Origin of the sequence: Pseudomonas sp. HMSC076A11 (assembly GCF_001810205.1) — a bacterium.
Lineage (GTDB): Bacteria > Pseudomonadota > Gammaproteobacteria > Pseudomonadales > Pseudomonadaceae > Pseudomonas > Pseudomonas aeruginosa.
This window is the reverse complement of sequence record NZ_KV800319.1, coordinates 683,460-700,919: the sequence shown is the minus strand read 5'-3', so window position 1 is coordinate 700,919 and position 17,460 is coordinate 683,460. Positions and strand designations below refer to the sequence as shown.

Below are 17,460 nucleotides of genomic sequence, written 5' to 3'. Positions count from 1 at the left end.
GCCGGAGCGCACGGATGCCCGCTCCGGTTTTGCCCTTCACTGGGCAAAACGGGGGTCAGAACTGGTATTCGAGGGTGCCTTGCAGGGTCCGCCCGCGACCGAGGGTGAAGGCCAGCACGTCGCCCAGCGGCACCAGGTAGGCGCGGTCGGTGACGTTCTCCATGGCCAGGCGCAGGGTCAGTTCATCGCTCACCCGGTAGCTGCCGTACAGGTCGTAGACGGTGTATTCCTTCCAGTCCGCCGGGTACACGCCGGCCTGCGACACCGTGGCGCCGCCAGCCACCGAGTAGCCTTCGCTGTAGCGGGCACGGGCGCCGACGTCCAGCCTGCGGTCGAAGAAGCGCATGCCCAGGGTCAGCGAGCCGCGATCCATCGGCATGTGTTCGGCGGAGCCGAGCACCGCGCTGCAATGGGTGGCGGCGTTGGCCTGCTCGTCCGGCCGCATGTCGATCACCGGCGGGCGGCGACCGCTGCCCTTCACCGTCTGGGTGACGCCACCGAGCCAGGCGGTCTTCGAACAGAAGTCGTTGCTGCCGATCATGTGCGTGTAGGAGAGCTGCCCGTAGGCCAGCCCGGCATCGTAGTCGAGCTGGTACTCGACGCCACGGAAGCGCGTGCTGTCGAGGTTGTTGACGTAGGCGCTGTTGCCGATCCCGGCCATGCCGTAGCCCGGCGGCTGCATGCCCATGCCCATGAAGATGAAGTCGTCGACCCGGGTGTCGAAGTAGGCGACCTTCAGGCCCAGGCGGTCGTCGCTGAACCAGAGGTTCTCCTTCAGCACGTTGAAACCGACTTCCCAGGCCTTCGAGCGCTCCGGACTGAGGAACGGGTTGGGGTACATGTTTTCCGCGCCGCCGCCGTGGGGGCGGCCGGTGATCAGGCTCTCGGTCACCGCCGGCGGGCGCCAGCCCTTGCCGTAGGTGGCGAACAACTGCAACCAGTCGACGCCGGGCTTGACCGACAGGCCGAAGGTCGGCGAGAAGCGCCCCTCCTCGCGGTCGACGGCGTATTGCAGCGGCATGTCGGTCTGCCGGGTGGTGCCAAGGATGAAGGTGCGCGCGTTGAAGCCGGTGTCGCCGCGCAGGCGGTAGCGGTCGTAACGCAGCCCGGCGTTGAGGTTGAGCCAGTCGTCGTAGTCGTAGTCGAGACGGGCGAACAGGCTACCGAGGGCGCGGTCGCCCTTGGGGGTCATGCCTTCGGCCGCAGGGAAGCCGACCGCCGAGGTGCTCGCCCGCGGCTGGCTGGAGTCCGGCCGCACCTTGTCGTAGAAGAACTCCAGGCCATAGTTGGCGCGCAGCGTGGAGAGATCGTCGAGAGCGAAGGTCGAGGTGTTCTGCGCCTGCGCGCCGTAGGTGTCGGTCTGGTAGGTGATCGAGTAGCCGGGGGTGATACCGCGTTGCAGGGTCTGCTGGCGGTTGCGGTTGTCGACGTAGTAGAGCTTGGCCTTGAAGTCCACCAACGGGTTGTCCGGCGCGTAGCCGTAGTCGATGGCGAAGTTCTGCGCACGCACGTCGCTGCTGCCGAGCTTTTCCCAGAGCGCCTGGTTCTCGGTGTTGAGCATGTTGGCGTCGTCGTAGGACACCTGGGTGGTCAGGTAGCTGAACTGCAGGCGCTGGTCCTGCGGCAGGGCGACGCCAAGCTTGGCCAGTCGCGAGCGCATCACATAGCCGGAGTAGGCCACCGGCGAATGCTTGACCCGCTGCCCGGCCTCGGGATTGAACCAGGCGCCGGTGCGCAGCTCGCCAATGCTGCCCTTGGTCCCCGGGTCGTAGTCGCCCAGGTGGCGCTCGCTGGCGGCGACCAGCATGTCCCAGACCTCGGTGCCGATGGCGAAGGCCGCGCTGCCGATGAAGTGGGTGCCATTGGCGTCGCCGCCCAGGCCGCTGGTGAGGCGCACCCGGCCACCGACCTGCTTGCCCGGCCTGACCAGGTCGCGGGCCTCCAGGGTGCGGAAGTTGGCGATCCCGCCGATCACCCCGGCGCCGCCCATGGCCGAGCTGGCGCCCTTGTCGATGACCACCTCGCTGAGCAGCTCGGGATCGACGTAGAGCGTCCCGTTGCGCTGCTGGTGGCCGCTCTGCTGGTAGTTCTGGCGCATGCCGTCGACCGACATGTTGACCCGCCCGTAGTCCTGGATGCCACGGATGTTCACCGACAGGCCGGGGTCCTGCTGGCTCACCGAGGAGTACACCCCGGGGGTTTCCTCGAGTATGTCGGCGGCATGCCGCGGCGGGTTGCGCTCGATCTGCTCGCGGCCGATCACGCTGACCGAATGCGGCGTCTGGTAGACCCAGTCGTCCGGACGCGCGGCGGAGATCACCGAGGGCGACATCTGCACCAGGTCGTCCTGGCTGACGCGGATCAGGCTCAATTGGTCCTTGCCGGAGAAGCGGTATTCCACCGGGCTGCCCTGGAGCATCTGGCTCAGGCCGTCGGCCAGCACGTATTCGCCGTGCACCGCCGCGCTGCCGAGACCGGCGAAACGCTGGCTGTCGAAGAACACCTGGACCCCGGCCTGCTCGGCGAATCGCAGCAGGGCGCGGTTCAGCGGTTGTGCCGGGATGTCCAGCCGGACCCGGCGCAACGCGGTCTGCTGCTGGCTCGCCGAGTCCGCCCCGTCTTGCGCATGCAGCGGTAGCGCGGCCGTTCCCAGCAGGACCAGGCCCAGCCCCAGGGCCAGTTGCGCCCCCTTGCGACCGCCTCGCACGGCACTCCATCCACGATGTTTCATGACAGCGCCTACACTCCATCGTTTTGTGTAATAAGAATCAGTCTCGTTAAGAGAACGATGGAGGCAGGGAAAGTCAGTAACGGAAATCGAGAAAATTTTTCGCCGGCGGGATCCACGGCTCGAAAATACGCTTCCCGGCCCCTGCCGGAACAAGCGCGCGGGGCGACTGCCCGGCCCGTGGTCGAGGCTCTCGGAAGCGATCGCGCCGCTCAGTACAGCAGCGTCACTCCCGCCAGGCCCAGGCTGCGCACTCCCAGCTCATCGCTGATCGACTGCAACGAGGCCTCCAGGTCGGCGACCCGGAATACGCCGCTGACCCGCCGCTGCGCCAACGCACCGGGAGCCACCAGCAAATGCCCCGGCCGGTAGCGATTGAGGCGCGCCACCACCTCGCCCAGCGGCTGCTCGTCGAAGACCAGCAGGCCGCGCCGCCAACTGGTCAGGTCGTCGAGGCGACCGCCCAGCGGCGCCTCGACGCCGCCCTCCGCGCTGTAGCGCAGGCTCTCGCCCTCGCCCAGCTCGCGGCGCCCGACGGTCCCCGTGCGCGGATGCGCCAGGGCCACCGCGACGCGGTGTTCGAGCACCCCGACCTGGACGCTGCCGTCGTCGTTGCGGCTGACCAGGAACCGAGTACCCAGCGCGCGAGTGCTGCCGCCGGCGCTTTCCACCACGAAGGGCCGTGTCTCCCGCTCCGCGCGGGGGGCGGCGCGGAAGATCGCGCTGCCTTCGAGCAGGCGCACCCGTCGCTCGCGGCTGTCGTAGGCGACATCGATGGCACTCTGTGCGTCCAGCTCGACCTCGCTGCCATCCACCAGCCGCAGGATGCGTACCTCGCCCTTGCCGGTAGAGTGGTCGGCCAGCCAGGTCACGCCGGCGTCGCGTTCGTTCCAGGCGCTGCCCAGGGCCAGCAGCACCGCCGCCGCCGCGGCCCAGCCGCGCCAGCCCTTGCGCCGCCCCCCGGCGCGGCGCGGCGCGCTGGCGACCGGCGTCGGAACCATCGTCCGCGGTTCGGCCAGCGATCCCAGCTGTTTCCAGGTCCGTTGCGCCAGCGCCAGCGCGGCCGGGTGCCGGGGGTCGGCCGCCAGCCAGCCGTCCAGCGCTTCGCGCCGGGACCGGTCGAGGTCGCCGCCGTCCAGGCGGATCGCCCATTCGGCGGCCTGCTGGCGGATCTGCTGTTGTTCCTGGGGGCTGTTCACGTGCGGCTCTCGTTGGTCGTTATAGAGGTTCAGACGCGCGAACCGGCAAGACTCGGTAATCCATTCAGCGGGAATCCTCGAGTGCCTGCATCACATGGGCCAGGGCGCGGGCCAGGTGCTTCTGCACCGAGCTATCGGAGATTTCCAGGCGTCTCGCCACCTCGGCATGGGTCAGCCCCTCCAGACGGTTGAGACGGAAGATCTCACGGGTGCGCGGCGGCAGTTCGGCGACTATCTCGCGCAGGCGGGCAAGCGCATCGGCATCCACCGCGGACTCCTCGGGGCCGGGCTGGTCGGCGACGAACCCGGCGAGGTCGTCGTTGGGCCGGGTCTCGGTGCGGCGCCGCCGTTCCTGCCGGTAATGGTCGATGGTGAGGTTGTGCGCGGTGCGGTAGAGATAGGCGTCGACATGCTCGATCGGCTCCTTGTGCCGCTGCTCGGCCAGGCGCAGGAAGCTTTCCTGCGCCAGGTCCGCCGCCAGGTGCGGATCGCGGGTCTTGCGCAACAGATACGACTGCAGCTGCCGGGCATGCCTGAGAAACAGTGCCTTGAGATCCTGCTCCGCCAACGGCGCATCCACCCACGTCCTTTCAGAAGGGCAGCAGCATATTTTTTATGATAATGATTTTCAATCGTATTCTTGTGAGATGCCGGGCTCAGCCGAACACCGAGCCGCCGCCGAGGTAGGCCAGGCCCGCGCCAAGGGCCGCCAGCGCCAGCGGCGGGCGCATCGGCGCGTCGTTGATGGCGAAGGCCAGTTGCGCCAGCGGAAACAGCAGCAGGCAGAGCAATGCGCAGGGGATCGAACGGCGACCGCCGCTGGCCACGGACCAGACGTAGCCGATGAGCAGAAGGGCGAAACCGAAGTCTTGCATGCCGGGCATCCTTGCGGGGCGGAAGGTATGCGCCGCGCAACGGGCGGCAGGCGCGCAACCTTAGCAGAAGCGCGGGAGCCGAGGAAAACCCGGCGCGGCCCGTGCCGCGCCGGGTTCGCTCAATTGCCGCTGCAACCGCTGCCCCAGGCCTTGTACTCGACGGTATGCCGCTCGCCCTGCGAGTCCTCGTAGACCAGGCGCGCCGGGACGATCCCACAGGCGCTCCACAGGTCGGTCTTGTAGATCACCCGGGCGATGTCCAGGCGCCCTTCCACGTAGTGCTGGCGGAGCGATTTCGAGTCCGGGTTGGGTCCGTAGGGCTGCTGCTGCGCCTGGGCCAGCGGCGCCAGGCCGAGCAGCGCGACAAGTGCCAACGGGATCACTCTCATGAGGATGTCTCCTTGGTAGAACGTTCAGCCTGAAACTACGCTGCGGAGACTGTCAGGCTCATGAGCCCGGCGTGACATTTCTGTCAGACGACGACCGCCCTGGCAATGCGCCGGCAATCCTGGCGCTATCCACGGACGGCAAGACGCCATATACTGTATGGATAACCAGTCAAAGCAACCTTGCGACTCAGAAGGCACAGAGGTGATGAATGGCCGTCGAAGTGGTGTACCGCAGCAGCCGGGATCAGGAGCGTTTGTTCATGGACAAGGCTGAAGCCGATCGTTACGACAAGATGCTGGAGCTGGCGGAAACGCTGGCCGAGGTGCTGCAGAAGGCGGTGCCGTCGCTGAAGGAGGAACAGGTGGAAGAACTCGGCATCTTCATGGCGAAGAACCGCGACGCCTTCGCCCGCGCCTTCAAGAACCAGCCGGACGCCCTCAACGAACTGTTCGAGGAAAACGCCGCGGACGAATGAGCCGCCGCTGCAAGCAAAGCGCAAGGAGCCGAAACATGCCGCGACAACTTGCCGGCCTGCTGTGCGTCCTCCTCGGCCTCGCCGGTGCCCCTGCCCTCGCCTGCCCGTTCCGGGCCACGGACGCCGAGACACCGGCAGCCTCTGCCGGCGCCGCGCAGGTCCTGGCCCTGGGCGGCGCCGGCAGGCTGCAACTCGACCTGCAACGGGCCCCCGCCACCCTGCTGCACAGCGGCGACCTGCTGATCGCTCGCTACGCCGAGGGTCATTACCTCGCCCACCGCCTGCTCGAAGGCAACGAGATGGGCGCGGACGAGGGCGAACGGCTCGACCTTCCGCGACAGGTTCGCCTGCTGTTCGGAGCCCTGCCGCTGGACGGCCTGCCCGACGCCGAGCGCGAGCGTCTCCAGGCGCAGCGCCAGGCCCTCGGCCTGTGCGACCGGCGCGCCAGCGTCAGCCGCTACCGCGTGGCCGGCACCGAGGTCTATCGCCTGCGCGGCAGCCAGGCCGGCAAGCCCTACCACGCGCTCTACCTGCTCGACGGTCCCCAGGTGCACTACCTCGACAGCTCCGGCAGCGACGCCTTCGTCGAGCAGTTGCTCGCCAGCCTGCGACGCCGCTGAGTCCGCGCGGCGCTTGTCCGACCCGCGCCCGGCTTGCCGGAAACCGGCGCTTGCCGTACAACGCCCGGCAGCCCCATCGACCAGGAAGGTCCCATGCCCGCTCTCCCCGCCTCCCCCGTCCGCTCCCGACGCTGGCGCCTGGACCGGCGCAGCCTGCTGCTGGCACTGCTGCTGTTCGGCCTGCTGGTCCTGCTCGCCACCCTGGGCCGGCATTGGGGCTGGATACGCAGCTTCGGCGGCGACCTGCTGGCGGTGGTCTGGCTCTACTACCTGATGGGCAGCGCGCTCAGGGCGCCGGCCGCCTGGCTGGCATCCGCCGCCTTTGCCGTCGGCGCGCTGCTGGAACTGGGCCAGTACCTGGCGGCGCAACTGCATTGGCAATTCTCCAGCCCCGTGCTGCGCATCGTTCTCGGCAGCACCGCCGACGGCTTCGACCTGCTCGCCTATGCCCTCGGCGCGCTGCTGGCATGGTGGCTGGAGCGCCGGCGCTGATCAGCCGTCGGGCCGCTCCAGGGCGTTCACCAGTACCTTGAGGAAACGCGCCGCCTCGCCACCGGTGGCGGCGCGGTGATCGAAGCTCAGCGAGAGCGGCAGGATCGGGTGGATCGCCATCTCGCCGCGCCAGGCCACTACTTCGTCGCGGATGCCGCCGGCGCCGAGGATGGCCACCTGCGGCGGCACCACCACGGGGTTGGCGTAGCGGCCGAACAGGGTGCCGAAGTTGGATAGGGTCAGGGTCGCGCCGAGCATTTCCGCCGGCGGGATCGAGCGTGCCTGGACGTCTTCGCGCAGGCGCCGCATACCGGCGCGCAGGTCCTCCGCCGAACGCGCACCGACGTCGCGCAGCACCGGCACGAACAGGCCGTCCGGGGTGTCCACGGCGATCCCCAGGTCGAGCCGCTCATGCAGTTTCAGCGACAACGAGGCGCCATCGAACCAGGCGTTGAGGGTCGGCTCGGCGCGACAGGCCTCGGCCAGCGCCTGGGCCAGGCGGATCAACGGGTCGCGTGCGGTCTTCCAGCGATGCAGGTCGGCGTCGCCGTAGATCGTCACCGGCACCACCTCGGCATGCGAGCGCGCCATGTTCAGCGCCATGCTCCGCCGTACCCCGCGCAAGCGCTCGCCGCCGAAGCGTTCGCGGGCGCCCTGGGCGGCGGCCTCGACGTCGGCGCGGGTGATCAGGCCATCCGGGCCGGAGCCGCTCAGGCCGGCCAGTTCGACGCCCTGCTGGCGGGCGAACTGGCGCACCGCCGGGGTCGCGCGCGGTGCCAGGTGTTCGCGGGTGGACGGTGCGGCGCCGATGAAGAAACGGTCTTCCAGGGCGCTACCGCCGCCCTCCAGGCGCCCCACCACGGTACCGGCGTCCGCCTCCTCGCCCTCGAAGCCCACCAGCGGTTCGCCGACGTGGAGGATGTCGCCCTCGGCGCCGAACAGCTTGCCCACCACCCCATCGTAGGGCGCAGGGATGTCCACCAGCGCCTTGGCGGTTTCCACCGAGACCAGGCGCTGGTCGGCGCGCACGCTGTCGCCGGCCTTGACGTGCCATTCGACGATTTCCGCTTCCTGCAGGCCCTCGCCCAGGTCGGGCAGCTTGAAGTGCTTCATGGTCGTCTCCCCTTGGCTCAGGCGTAGCCGAGCACGGTGTCGCAGGCCGCCAGGATGTCCTCCACGGCGGGCATGTACAGCGCTTCCAGGCGGTACAGCGGCGGCGGGATATCGGCCGCGGCGACCCGCTGGATCGGCGCCCGCAGGTCGAACAGGACACGCTCGTAGAGGCTCGCGGCGATTTCCCCGCCGAGGCCGCCACTCTTCGGCGCCTCATGGACGATCACGCAGCGACCGGTCTTGCGCACCGAGGCTTCGAGGGTGTCGAGGTCGAGCGGCTTGAGGCAGGCGACGTCGATCACTTCGGCCTCGATGCCGCGCTGCGCCAGGCGCTCGGCGGCCTGCTGGGTCTCGTGGACGCTGGCGCCCCAGCTGACCAGGGTCAGGTCGCCGCCTTCGCGAAGGGTGAAGCAACTGTCCAGCGGCAGGCGCCGGGCGTCGTCCGCCAGCGGCTGCGGGTTCATCCGGTAGAGCCGGGTCGGCTCGAGGAAGATCACCGGATCGGGATCGTCGATCGCCGCCAGGAGCAGGCCGTAGGCCCGCGCCGGCGACGACGGCACCAGCACGCGGACGCCGGGGATGTGCGCGAACATCGCCTCGGTCGCCTCGCTGTGGTGCTCCGGCGCGCGGATCCCCGCGCCCATCGGCGTGCGCAGCACCAACGGGCAGGCCAGGCGGCCGCGGGTGCGATTGCGCAGGCGGCTGGCATGGGACACCAGTTGCTCCATGGCGGCGTAGATGAAGCCCATGAACTGGATCTCCATCACCGGCTTCAGGCCCTGGGCGGCCATGCCGATGGACAGCCCGGCGATCATGTTCTCCGCCAGCGGCGTATCCAGCACCCGCTTGAAGCCGAAGCGCTCGCGCAGGCCGAGGGTGGCGCGAAACACCCCGCCGTTGACCCCGACGTCTTCGCCCAGCACCACCACCGTCTCGTCCTCGGCCATGGCCCGGTGCAACGCCAGGTTGACCGCCTCCAGAAGGGCCAGGCGTTTCGCTTCGCCGTTGCGCTCATTCATGTTCGGCCCCTCCCTGCCGCCGCGCGGCGCGCTCCAGCAATTGCTCGCGCTGCTCCTCCAGGACCGCCGGCCAGCGCGCGTAGACATGCTCGAACAGTGCCTGCGGCGCCTGCGCGGCGAACGTCTCGAAACGCTCCACCGCCTCCTGCACCCGCGCCTGGCACTCGCCCACCAGCGCCTGCTCGCGCTCCTCGTCCCACTGGCCGCGGCCGGCGAGGAAGGCGCGCAGGCGCTTGATCGGCTCCTCGCGCCAGGCCTGGTTGACCTCCTCGGCGGAACGGTAGCGGCTGGCGTCGTCGGCCGTGGTGTGGTCGCAGAGGCGATAGCTGATGCACTCCAGCAGGGTCGGCCCCTTGCCCTGGCGCGCGCGCTCCAGGGCCGCGCGGACGCGTTCGGCGACCGCCAGCACGTCGTTGCCGTCCACCTGTTCGCCGGGGAAGCCGGCACCCACCGCCTTCTCCGCCAGGGTCGGCGCGCCGCACTGGATGCGCCGCGGCACCGAGATCGCCCACTGGTTGTTGTTGACCACGAAGAGCACCGGCAACTGCCAGGCGCCCGCCACGTTCAGCGCCTCGAGGAAATCGCCCTTGCTGGTGGCGCCGTCGCCGCAGGTGGTCACCGCCACCCGGTGTTCGCCGCGGATGCGGAACGCCGAGGCGACCCCGCAGGCATGCAGGGCCTGGGTGGCGATCGGCACGCAAATGGGAAAGTCCTGCGCCGCCAGCGGTTCGGCGTAGTCGCTGCCGCGCTCGTCGCCGCCCCAGTAGAGGAGGATGTCCTCCATGCGCACGCCGCGCATCAATTGCACGGCGGTATCGCGGTAATACGGCACCAGCACGTCCTCGGCGCGCATCTGGCTGCCGATGGCCACGCCGATGGCTTCCTGGCCGAGGGTTGGCGCATAGGTGCCGATCCGCCCGGTACGCTGGAGGGCCACCGCCTTCTGGTCGAACAGGCGGGTCAGGAGCATCTGCCGGTAGAGGCCGACCAGCGCATCGCTGTCGCCGGCCCAGGCGGGCAACTCGCCGAGGGGCCGACCGTCGCTGTCGAGGTAGCGGGTGAAAGGCGGGTCGATCCGGTTGTGAACCATCGCAAACCTCCTCCGCACGCCGGGTAGGCGTGCCGCTCAGGGTCGCGCCGCGGGTGGCGGCGTGCACGCGCGGCGCGGCGGGGGTGGCCCGCACTGCCGCTGGCGAGGCCCGCTGGCGGCCTCGCCGGAAACGCCGGCCCGTCACTGCGGGCCGTAGAGAATCCGTTCCGCCAGACGGTCGGCGATCCGCGCCGGCGACTGGTGGTCGGCCTGGGCATGGGCATAGATCTCGGTGAGCCGCGCGGGAATCCGCGCCAGGTGCGCGGTGATGCTGCTGTGCGGATCGGCGCCGCGGTGCTTGAGGGCGACGTAGATCAGGCCGCCGGAGTTGATCACGTAGTCCGGCGCATAGAGGATGCCGCGCGCCTCCAGCTCGTCGGCGACCTCCGGCCGCTCCAACTGGTTGTTCGCCGCCCCGGCCACCGCCGCGCAGCGCAACTGGCTGACGCTCTGACTGGTGAGCACGCCGCCCAGGCCGCAGGGCGCGAGGATGTCGCAAGGGGTGGAGAGCAATGCCTCCGGCGCCAGCGGATGGGCACCGAGCTGCTCGACGGCCAGTTGCACCCGGCCGGGATCGAGGTCGCAGACCAGCAACTCGGCGCCGACCGCCGCCAGTTGCTCGGCCAATGCGTAGCCGACGTGGCCGAGCCCCTGCACCGCGACCCGCAGGCCTTCCAGGTCGTCGCTGCCGAGGCGCGCCTGGGCGCTGGCGCGAATCCCGGCGAACACGCCGAGGGCGGTATGCGGCGAGGGGTCGCCGGCCTGGGTGGTGCTGGTGACGTGGCGGGTCTGCTGGGCGATGCAGTCCATGTCGGCGCTGGAGGTACCGCTGTCCACCGCAGTGATGTAGCGTCCGCCGAGGCTTTCGATGAAGCGCCCGAAGGCCTCGAACAGCGCGCCGCGATTGTCCAGGTGCGGCGGGCGGATGATCACCGCCTTGCCGCCGCCCTGCTCCAGCCCGGCCAGGGCCGCCTTGTAGCTCATGCCCTGGGCCAGGCGGATGGCGTCGCCGATGGCGGCTTCGTCGTTGGGGTAAGGCAGGTAGCGACAACCACCCAGCGCCGGGCCGAGTCGCGTGCTGTGGATGGCGATAATGGCCTTGAGTCCCGTGGCCGGGTCTTGGGCGAGGTGGAGACCCTCGAGCCGGGCCGCGTCCATCATGTCGAACATGCTGGGGCTCCCCTGCTTGCTGCTTGTTGTCCGGGCCGGGCCGTTGCCGCCCGGCACCTTCAGTATAGGCAGGCGTCGGCGAAACGCCCGCAAGGACGACGACCAGGCGGCGCTCGCCGAGCCGGGTACTGGACGAAGCTTCGGCGGACGGTTACAACCTTGGGGTCCGCCCGCTCGAAACCGGCCCCGGCGTGCTCCGAACGGCCCGTCCGCAGCGATCCAGGCGCACCAGGAGGAAAGCCATGGACCCGCGTCAAGCCTGCCTCGATTGTCTCGCCCAGGAACCGCCAGCGCTGTTCGAGGCGGCCCTGTGGATCGCCGCGGAGCCCCTCCCGGCGTATTCGCCCGCCCACGCCCTGCGCGAGCTCGACGAACTCGTCCGGCAGATCGGCGCCAGCCTGGACGACCGCGCCTCGGCCAGCGAGCGCGCCCAGGGGTTGCTGCGGCGAATGAGCGAACAGGGTTTCTGCGAAGACGACGACTTCCCCCTGCAACCGCGCTCGGCCCTGCTCCCGCTGGTGCTGCAGCGGCGCCAGGGACAGCCGTTGTCGCTGGCGCTGGTGGCCATGGAACTGGCGCGGCGGCTGGACATTCCGCTGGTCGGAGTGAACTTCCCGGGACGCTTCCTGCTGCGCGTGCCGCAGGCCGACCATCTGCTCGACCCGGCCACCGGACGGCGCCTCTATCCCACCGACTGCCGCGAACTGCTGCTGCGCCTGCAGGGGCCGAAGAGCGAGCTGCAGGCCGCCTACCTGAAGCAGGCCTCTCCCGGGGAAATCCTCCAGCGTCTGTCGCGCAACCTGCGACAACTGCACAGCGCCGCCGGCGAGCCGCTGGCCGCGCTGAAGGATGCCCAGCGGGTGATCGAACTCGGCCCGGTGGGCGCCGCCGACCACGAGGCCCGCGCCGGCCTCTATCGGCAACTGGATTGCCCGCAGGCGGAACGCTACGACCTGGAACGCGCGCTCTTGCTCAGCGACGATCCCACCGAGCAACTGCGCCTCGGCCAGCGCCTGGGCGAACTCGCCCCGCCGACCGGCCGCGCCCTGCACTGAGGCCGCTCAGGCGAGCAGGCCGAGGGCCTTGGCCCGCGCCACCGCCTGGGTCCGGCGGGCCACCCCGAGCTTGCCGTTGATCCGCCGGGCGTGGGTCTTCACCGTGTGCAGGGAAATGAACAGTTGCTCGCCGATCTCCTGGTTGGAGCAGCCCTGGGCGATCAGGCCGAGCACCGCCAGTTCCCGGCAACTGAGCGGACTGAGCCCCTCCTCTTCTTCCCCCGGCAGGGCGGCGAACAGCTGCGGCTGGCGATCCCGCAGTCGCCGCTGCGGCAGTTGCAGGCCCAGCCGCTCCGCCAGTTCCAGGCCGCTGCGCAGGGTTTGCTGGGCCTGGGGCAATTGTCCGGAGAGGAACTGGCACTCGGCGATACCCATGCGCACTTCGCAGAGCAGCGTCTGCCGCCCCTGCGCCTCGAGAATGGCGAGCAGCCCGCGCAGCCGCGCTTCGGCGGCGGCAGCCTCACCGCTGTAGAGTTCGGCCAGCGCCAATTGGTGCTCTACCCGCGCTTCCAGCTCCGGTTCGGAGGGCGGCGACAGGCGCGCCCGTCCCGGCTGGAAGTAGGCGCGGACCCGCAGCAGGATCTCCCGCGCCTGCGCCGGCCGTCCCTGCTGCAGGGTCAGGGCGGAGCTGACCAGCAGTAGCGCGCCGCGATACAGCGGATCGGGGACATGGCGCTGCTGCATCAGCCGCTCGACCTCCAGCAGGCGGTTGAACGCCGCGTCCAGGTCGCCCTGCCCGGCTTCCAGCAAGGCCAGTCCCAGGTAGCCGTAGAGCACCCAGGGATCGAGATTCTCCCGTGCCTGCTCCAGCCCCAGCCGATACCAGTGCCCGGCCTCGACCTCGCGGCCCTGCTGCAGGCACAGGCGCGCGCGGCGCAGGGCGATCCGGCCGAGCATCGGGCTGCCCTGCTGGCCGAGGTCCTCCAGGTAGCGCTGGGCGCGATCGAGGACGCCTTCCGCGCGCAGCAGTTCGCCGCGCTGCTCCAGCCACTGCGCCCGCTCCAGTTCGATCAGCGCCTCGAAGATCAGGCTGTCGTGCTCGCGCGCCAGGCGCAAGGCATCGCGGCCGATCAACCGCGCCTGGTCCATCCGCCCCTCGATCATCGCCAGTTGCATCAGCGCCGAGCGGCAGATCAGTCCCTGCGACCAGGCGTCCTCCGGCAGTTGCTCCAGCGCCTCGCGCAGGTAGTCGGCGGCGCCGCGCTCGCCACGGCAGTGCAGAAGGATCCCGAACAAGCCCTGCCATTGCGCCAGCAGCACCCGCTGGCGGGACGCCGAGGGCATCGGCAGGAAGCGCGCCAACTGGCCGATGCAGTCCTCGGCTTCGGCCAGGCGTCCGGCGTAGAGCAGCGCCCAGGCATTCAGGATCACCAGGCGCGGCGTGCTGGCCAGCAGCGCCGCCGGCAGTTCGTCGCGCAGGGCCAGGACCATGCCGATGTTGTGGCCGTGCAGCAATTGCTCCTCGGTGAGCTTCTGCAACAATCCGGCGGCGGTTTCCGGTTCGTCGGCGGCCAGCGCCTGGTCGACCGCCTCGCGGGTCTCGCCGTGTTCGGCGAACCATTCGCAGGCTTCCCGGTGGAAGTCCCGCTGCGGGCGCTGTGGCGCTTCGCGCCAGGCCTCGCGGATCGCCGGCGGCAGGCTGTAGCGCTGGTTCGCATCGGCCAGCAGGGGGAAGCCCCGCGCCAACAGGTCGTCCAGCCCGTGGGGCAGCTCCTCGAACAGCCGGCGGAACAGCTCCGGACCGACTTGCGGCAGCCAGGCCAGGGCACGCGCGGCGTCGGCCAGCGGCGGCGGCAGCTCGTCGAGCAACTCGTGCTGGAGGTATTCCTGCAACAACGGTCCGGCCGTCTCTTCGCCGACCAGCAGGCGCAAGCGCAACGCGGCGCACCAACCGCCGCTGCGTTCCAGCAGCGCCCCGGTCGCAGCGGCATCGGCGCCGCGCCCGTGCAGGCGGAGCAGTTCGGCGACCTCGTCGGCATCGAACGCCAGCAGGCCGCCGTCGACCTCCAGCAACTCCCCTTCCAGCAGCAACCGCGCCAGGTTGCACTGCGGCCGCCGCCGGCTCGCCAGCCACCAGCCCACCCGTGGCGAGGCCGCGCTCAACAGGCGATCGAGGCAGGCGTCGAGGGCGGGGTCGGGGTGCCGTGGGTAATCGTCGAGCAGCAGCCACAGCGCGGAAGCGTTGCGCAGCCGCCGGCACAGTTGCGCTTCGTCGCTGTCCTCGGGCAAGCCGAGGGCGCCGGCCAGGCGGCGGCGGAAGGTCGCGGGGTCCAGCGCGTCCCCGCCCAGCGCCAGCCAGACCACCTTCACGCCAGGCGGCGCCCGCCGCGCGCATTCTCCGAGGAGGACGGTCTTGCCGCTGCCGGCGGGCGCGCAGAGCAGTCGCAGGCGGCATTCGCCGCGCAGCAGCGGCTGGTGCAAACGGGGCCGCGGCAGGTGCTGCGGCGGCAACCGCGGCAAGGCGGCGGGCAGCTCGGTCGGCTCGGTCATGGCAGTGCTCTTGTTCTGTCGAAGCGCCTTGCCGGGAGCCTAGACCGCGCCTGCCCCGCTGCTGAACGATGATTGCGCCGGGTGATGGGCCGTCATAACGAACGAGCGCGTCGGCACAAGCCGCCACGCTCGTCGCGACTGGCCGGGACTCAGCGTACCCCGGCGTTGCGCAGGGCGGCCGGCGTGTAGTCGGCGGACGAGGCCTTGAAGCCGAACTCGTAGCCGCGCTTCTCCTCGTTGTTCATGCCCAGCGCCAGGTAGCGACCGGCGATCACGTCGTAGAGCGCCTCCAGGGTGTAGCCGGCGACCTTCTGGTCGTAGTGGTACTGCGCGTGGCCCTCGCCGACCCGCCAGAGCTGGCCGCGACCGTCGTAGTGGTCGACCAGGGCGATCTGCCAGCTGTCCTCGTCGATGTACATGTGGCGCTTGGCGTAGATGTGCCGCTCGCCCGGCTTCACCGTGCCGACCACTTCCCACACCCGGTGCAGCTCGTAGCGGGTCAGGTCCTGGTTGATGTGCCCGGCCTTGATGATGTCGCCGTACTTCAGGGTCGGGTCGTTGAGCTTGTAGGCGTTGTAGGGGATGTACATCTCGCGCTTGCCGACCAGCTTCCAGTCGTAGCGGTCCGGGGCGCCGGAGAACATGTCGAAGTTATCCGAGGTGCGCAGGCCGTCGGCGGCGGTGCCCGGGCCATCGTAGGCCACCTGCGGGGCGCGCCGCACGCGGCGCTGGCCGGCGTTGTAGACCCAGGCCAGGCGCGGCTCCTTGACCTGGTCGAGGGTCTCGTGGACCAGCAGCACGTTGCCCGCCAGGCGCGCCGGCGCGGTCACCTGCTGCTTGAAGAAGGTGAGGATGTTGGCCGCCTTGCTCTGATCGAGGTCGGGCATGTTCTGCGGGAATGCCACCGACTCCTCGAAGCGGATCGGCGTGAAGCTGCCGTTGGTCTGCGGGGTGGCCTGGACGATGGTGCGCTTGAGGTTGCCGCCGCGGTAGCGGGTGATGTGGTTCCAGAGCACTTCGACACCGTTCTTCGGGATCGGGAAGGCGTAGTAGCGGCTCTTCTCGAAATTCGACAGGCCGTTGCCGTCGTTGATCGGCTGCACGTTCAGCGCGCTCTGCTTGACCGCCTCGTCGATCTCGGCCGGCAGGGCCACCGTGCGATGGGTCTTGTACACCGGGATCCGGTAGGTTTCCGGGTAGCGCTTGAACATCGCCAACTGGCCGTCGGAGAGCTTGTCCTTGTATTGCTCGACGTTCTGCGCGGTGATGGTGAACAGCGGCTTCTCGTCGGCAAAGGGATCGGAAAGGAAGCCCTTGCCATCGACCTTGCCGGCGCTGGCCGCGAGGCCGCCGGTCCAGGCCGGGATGCTGCCGTCGGCGTTGCCTTCCTTCTGCGCGCCGATGGGGGTCAGGCTGCTGCCGAGCTTGGCGGCCTCGTCGGGCGAAACCGCCGCCGTCACCGAACCGGCCAGCAGGCTGAGGGCCAGCGCCCCGGAGGACAGGAGTCGTGCTGTTTTCATGCGTCGTTATCCTTGTTCGTATCCGCGAAAGCGGCCGCCCCGAGGGGCGGCGGACCTCAGAAGTTCACCCCGAAGCTCACCGCGAGGAAGTCGCGGTCGTTGATCGGGTTGTAGTTGCCGCCGAAGAAGTCGGTGTAGCTGATGCTGGCGGTATAGGTGTTCTGGTAGTCGGCATCGAGGCCGACGCTGACGGCCTTGGCGCCCTCGCTGAAGTTCGGCCCGTAGCCCTCGACGTCGTGCGACCAGGCCAGGTTCGGCTTCAGGTTGACCCCGGCGAACACGTTGGGATATTCGAGGATCCCGCGCAGGCGATAGCCCCACGAGTTGCGGGTGTAGAAGCCGTGGCTGTTGCACTCCTGCGGGTTGGCCACGTTGAGCGCGCCGGTGCACAAGGCGTTGTTCGGCAGTTCGCCGATGCCATAGATGGCGTCGCGACCGTAGCGCAGGTCGTCGCCGTCGACCCCGCTGAGGTGGTTGTAGCCGACTTCGCCGACCACGGTCAGGCGGTCGGCCGCCAGTACCCGGTCGAAGAACTGGGTGACGGTCACCTGTGCCTGGGTCACCGGCTTGCGCACGTAGCCGTTGATCACCTCGCCGGCGCGCGGGGTGGCGAAGCCGCTGTCGTAGATCGGGTTGCCGAACAGGGTGGTCGGGTAGATCGCGGCGATCGACATGTCGGTGCTGTTGATTTGTAGCGGCATGTTCGGCCGGTAGCTCAGCTCGCCGGCCACCGAGGTGCTGCCGATGTTGGTCTGGAAGCTCAGGCCGTAGAGGCGGATGTCCTCGGGATAGTCGATGAAGTAATAGCCGGTGGAGCGCCCGGTGACCGGGTCGGAGGTGGCCAGGCCGTTGCCGGCGATCACGCTGTAGTACGGGTTGCGACTGTGGTAGTTCATCGCGTACAGGCCGAACTCGGTGTCGTTCAGCTCCGCCGCGTACCAGCGCAGGGCCAGGCCCCACTGGCCGCTGTCGCGGGCATCGCGATCGCCGGCGCGCGGCAGGTAGCGGTAGCCGTTGGCCGGGTTCGGGTCGAAGTCGCTGCCGGCGTAGACCATCCGCTCGCAGCCATCGGCGACCACGTCGGTGGTAGAGAAGAAGGTGCCGCAGTTGTCGATCACCGTCTGGTCCCACTCCAACTGGTAGAAGCCTTCGACGGTCAGCGCGTCGCTGATGCCCTGGGACAGGTAGAGCATGTTCACCGGGATCAGGCCTTCCTTGATCTCC

16 protein-coding genes are annotated in these 17,460 nt (G+C 69.6%); 4 read left to right on the top strand and 12 right to left on the bottom strand.

The features are described 5' to 3' along the window. Nucleotides 1–55: 55 nt before the first annotated feature. The 5 genes from hasR to HMPREF2716_RS27615 form a co-directional block, all read right to left on the bottom strand. A complete protein-coding gene (gene hasR / locus HMPREF2716_RS27635) occupies nt 56–2,731 on the bottom strand; it encodes a heme uptake receptor HasR (RefSeq protein ID WP_012613815.1) in 2,676 nt (891 codons plus the stop codon). A gap of 209 nt (nt 2,732–2,940) precedes the next feature. Then, the gene (locus HMPREF2716_RS27630; RefSeq protein ID WP_023517864.1) at nt 2,941–3,927 is read right to left on the bottom strand and encodes a FecR family protein; all 987 of its coding nucleotides are present in this window, start codon (nt 3,925–3,927) and stop codon (nt 2,941–2,943) included. Nucleotides 3,928–3,991: 64 nt separating this feature from the next. Further along, nucleotides 3,992–4,507: an RNA polymerase sigma factor gene (locus tag HMPREF2716_RS27625; RefSeq protein WP_003107536.1), complete on the bottom strand. Its 516-nt coding sequence runs from the start codon at nt 4,505–4,507 to the stop codon at nt 3,992–3,994. Between the two features lie 76 nt (nt 4,508–4,583). Then, nucleotides 4,584–4,802, bottom strand: a complete 219-nt coding sequence (locus tag HMPREF2716_RS27620; RefSeq protein WP_003107534.1) for a hypothetical protein — start codon at nt 4,800–4,802, stop codon at nt 4,584–4,586. A gap of 119 nt (nt 4,803–4,921) precedes the next feature. Then, the gene (locus HMPREF2716_RS27615; RefSeq protein WP_003091850.1) at nt 4,922–5,191 is read right to left on the bottom strand and encodes a DUF2790 domain-containing protein; all 270 of its coding nucleotides are present in this window, start codon (nt 5,189–5,191) and stop codon (nt 4,922–4,924) included. Between the two features lie 209 nt (nt 5,192–5,400). On the opposite strand from HMPREF2716_RS27615, the gene HMPREF2716_RS27610 reads away from it, so the two are divergent. The 3 genes from HMPREF2716_RS27610 to HMPREF2716_RS27600 all read left to right on the top strand — a co-directional run bounded on the left by HMPREF2716_RS27610 (nt 5,401) and on the right by HMPREF2716_RS27600 (nt 6,779). After that, on the top strand, nt 5,401–5,667 hold the full coding sequence (locus HMPREF2716_RS27610) for a YebG family protein (protein ID WP_003091854.1): 267 nt from the start codon (nt 5,401–5,403) through the stop codon (nt 5,665–5,667). Nucleotides 5,668–5,702: 35 nt separating this feature from the next. Then, on the top strand, nt 5,703–6,287 hold the full coding sequence (locus tag HMPREF2716_RS27605; RefSeq protein WP_009876867.1) for a hypothetical protein: 585 nt from the start codon (nt 5,703–5,705) through the stop codon (nt 6,285–6,287). Between the two features lie 93 nt (nt 6,288–6,380). Next, complete coding sequence (locus tag HMPREF2716_RS27600) at nt 6,381–6,779, top strand: DUF2809 domain-containing protein (RefSeq protein WP_003107529.1); 399 nt, start codon at nt 6,381–6,383, stop codon at nt 6,777–6,779. On the opposite strand, the gene HMPREF2716_RS27595 is transcribed toward HMPREF2716_RS27600, so the two are convergent. The 4 genes from HMPREF2716_RS27595 to HMPREF2716_RS27580 form a co-directional block, all read right to left on the bottom strand. Continuing rightward, nucleotides 6,780–7,892, bottom strand: coding sequence for a dihydrolipoamide acetyltransferase family protein (locus HMPREF2716_RS27595; RefSeq protein ID WP_023115133.1), 1,113 nt, complete (start codon nt 7,890–7,892; stop codon nt 6,780–6,782). 17 nt (nt 7,893–7,909) lie between these two features. After that, nucleotides 7,910–8,911, bottom strand: a complete 1,002-nt coding sequence (locus HMPREF2716_RS27590; protein ID WP_003106981.1) for an alpha-ketoacid dehydrogenase subunit beta — start codon at nt 8,909–8,911, stop codon at nt 7,910–7,912. Continuing rightward, on the bottom strand, nt 8,904–10,001 hold the full coding sequence (pdhA, locus tag HMPREF2716_RS27585) for a pyruvate dehydrogenase (acetyl-transferring) E1 component subunit alpha (RefSeq protein WP_003106978.1): 1,098 nt from the start codon (nt 9,999–10,001) through the stop codon (nt 8,904–8,906). The genes HMPREF2716_RS27590 and pdhA overlap by 8 nt, the downstream gene beginning before the upstream one ends. 141 nt (nt 10,002–10,142) lie before the next feature. Continuing rightward, the gene (locus HMPREF2716_RS27580) at nt 10,143–11,171 is read right to left on the bottom strand and encodes a Leu/Phe/Val dehydrogenase (RefSeq protein ID WP_023517865.1); all 1,029 of its coding nucleotides are present in this window, start codon (nt 11,169–11,171) and stop codon (nt 10,143–10,145) included. Nucleotides 11,172–11,413: 242 nt separating this feature from the next. Here HMPREF2716_RS27580 and HMPREF2716_RS27575 point away from each other — a divergent pair, with 242 nt between their 5' ends. Next, nucleotides 11,414–12,226: a SirB1 family protein gene (locus HMPREF2716_RS27575; protein ID WP_070622071.1), complete on the top strand. Its 813-nt coding sequence runs from the start codon at nt 11,414–11,416 to the stop codon at nt 12,224–12,226. A gap of 6 nt (nt 12,227–12,232) precedes the next feature. On the opposite strand, the gene HMPREF2716_RS27570 is transcribed toward HMPREF2716_RS27575, so the two are convergent. From HMPREF2716_RS27570 to HMPREF2716_RS27560, 3 genes are all read right to left on the bottom strand, one after another. Further along, nucleotides 12,233–14,716, bottom strand: coding sequence for a LuxR C-terminal-related transcriptional regulator (locus HMPREF2716_RS27570; protein WP_023517866.1), 2,484 nt, complete (start codon nt 14,714–14,716; stop codon nt 12,233–12,235). Nucleotides 14,717–14,865: 149 nt separating this feature from the next. Beyond that, on the bottom strand, nt 14,866–16,236 hold the full coding sequence (locus HMPREF2716_RS27565; protein WP_003102338.1) for a DUF1329 domain-containing protein: 1,371 nt from the start codon (nt 16,234–16,236) through the stop codon (nt 14,866–14,868). 56 nt (nt 16,237–16,292) lie between these two features. Beyond that, on the bottom strand, nt 16,293–17,460 hold a 1,168-nt coding region (locus HMPREF2716_RS27560; protein ID WP_049310733.1), incomplete at its 5' end, for a DUF1302 domain-containing protein.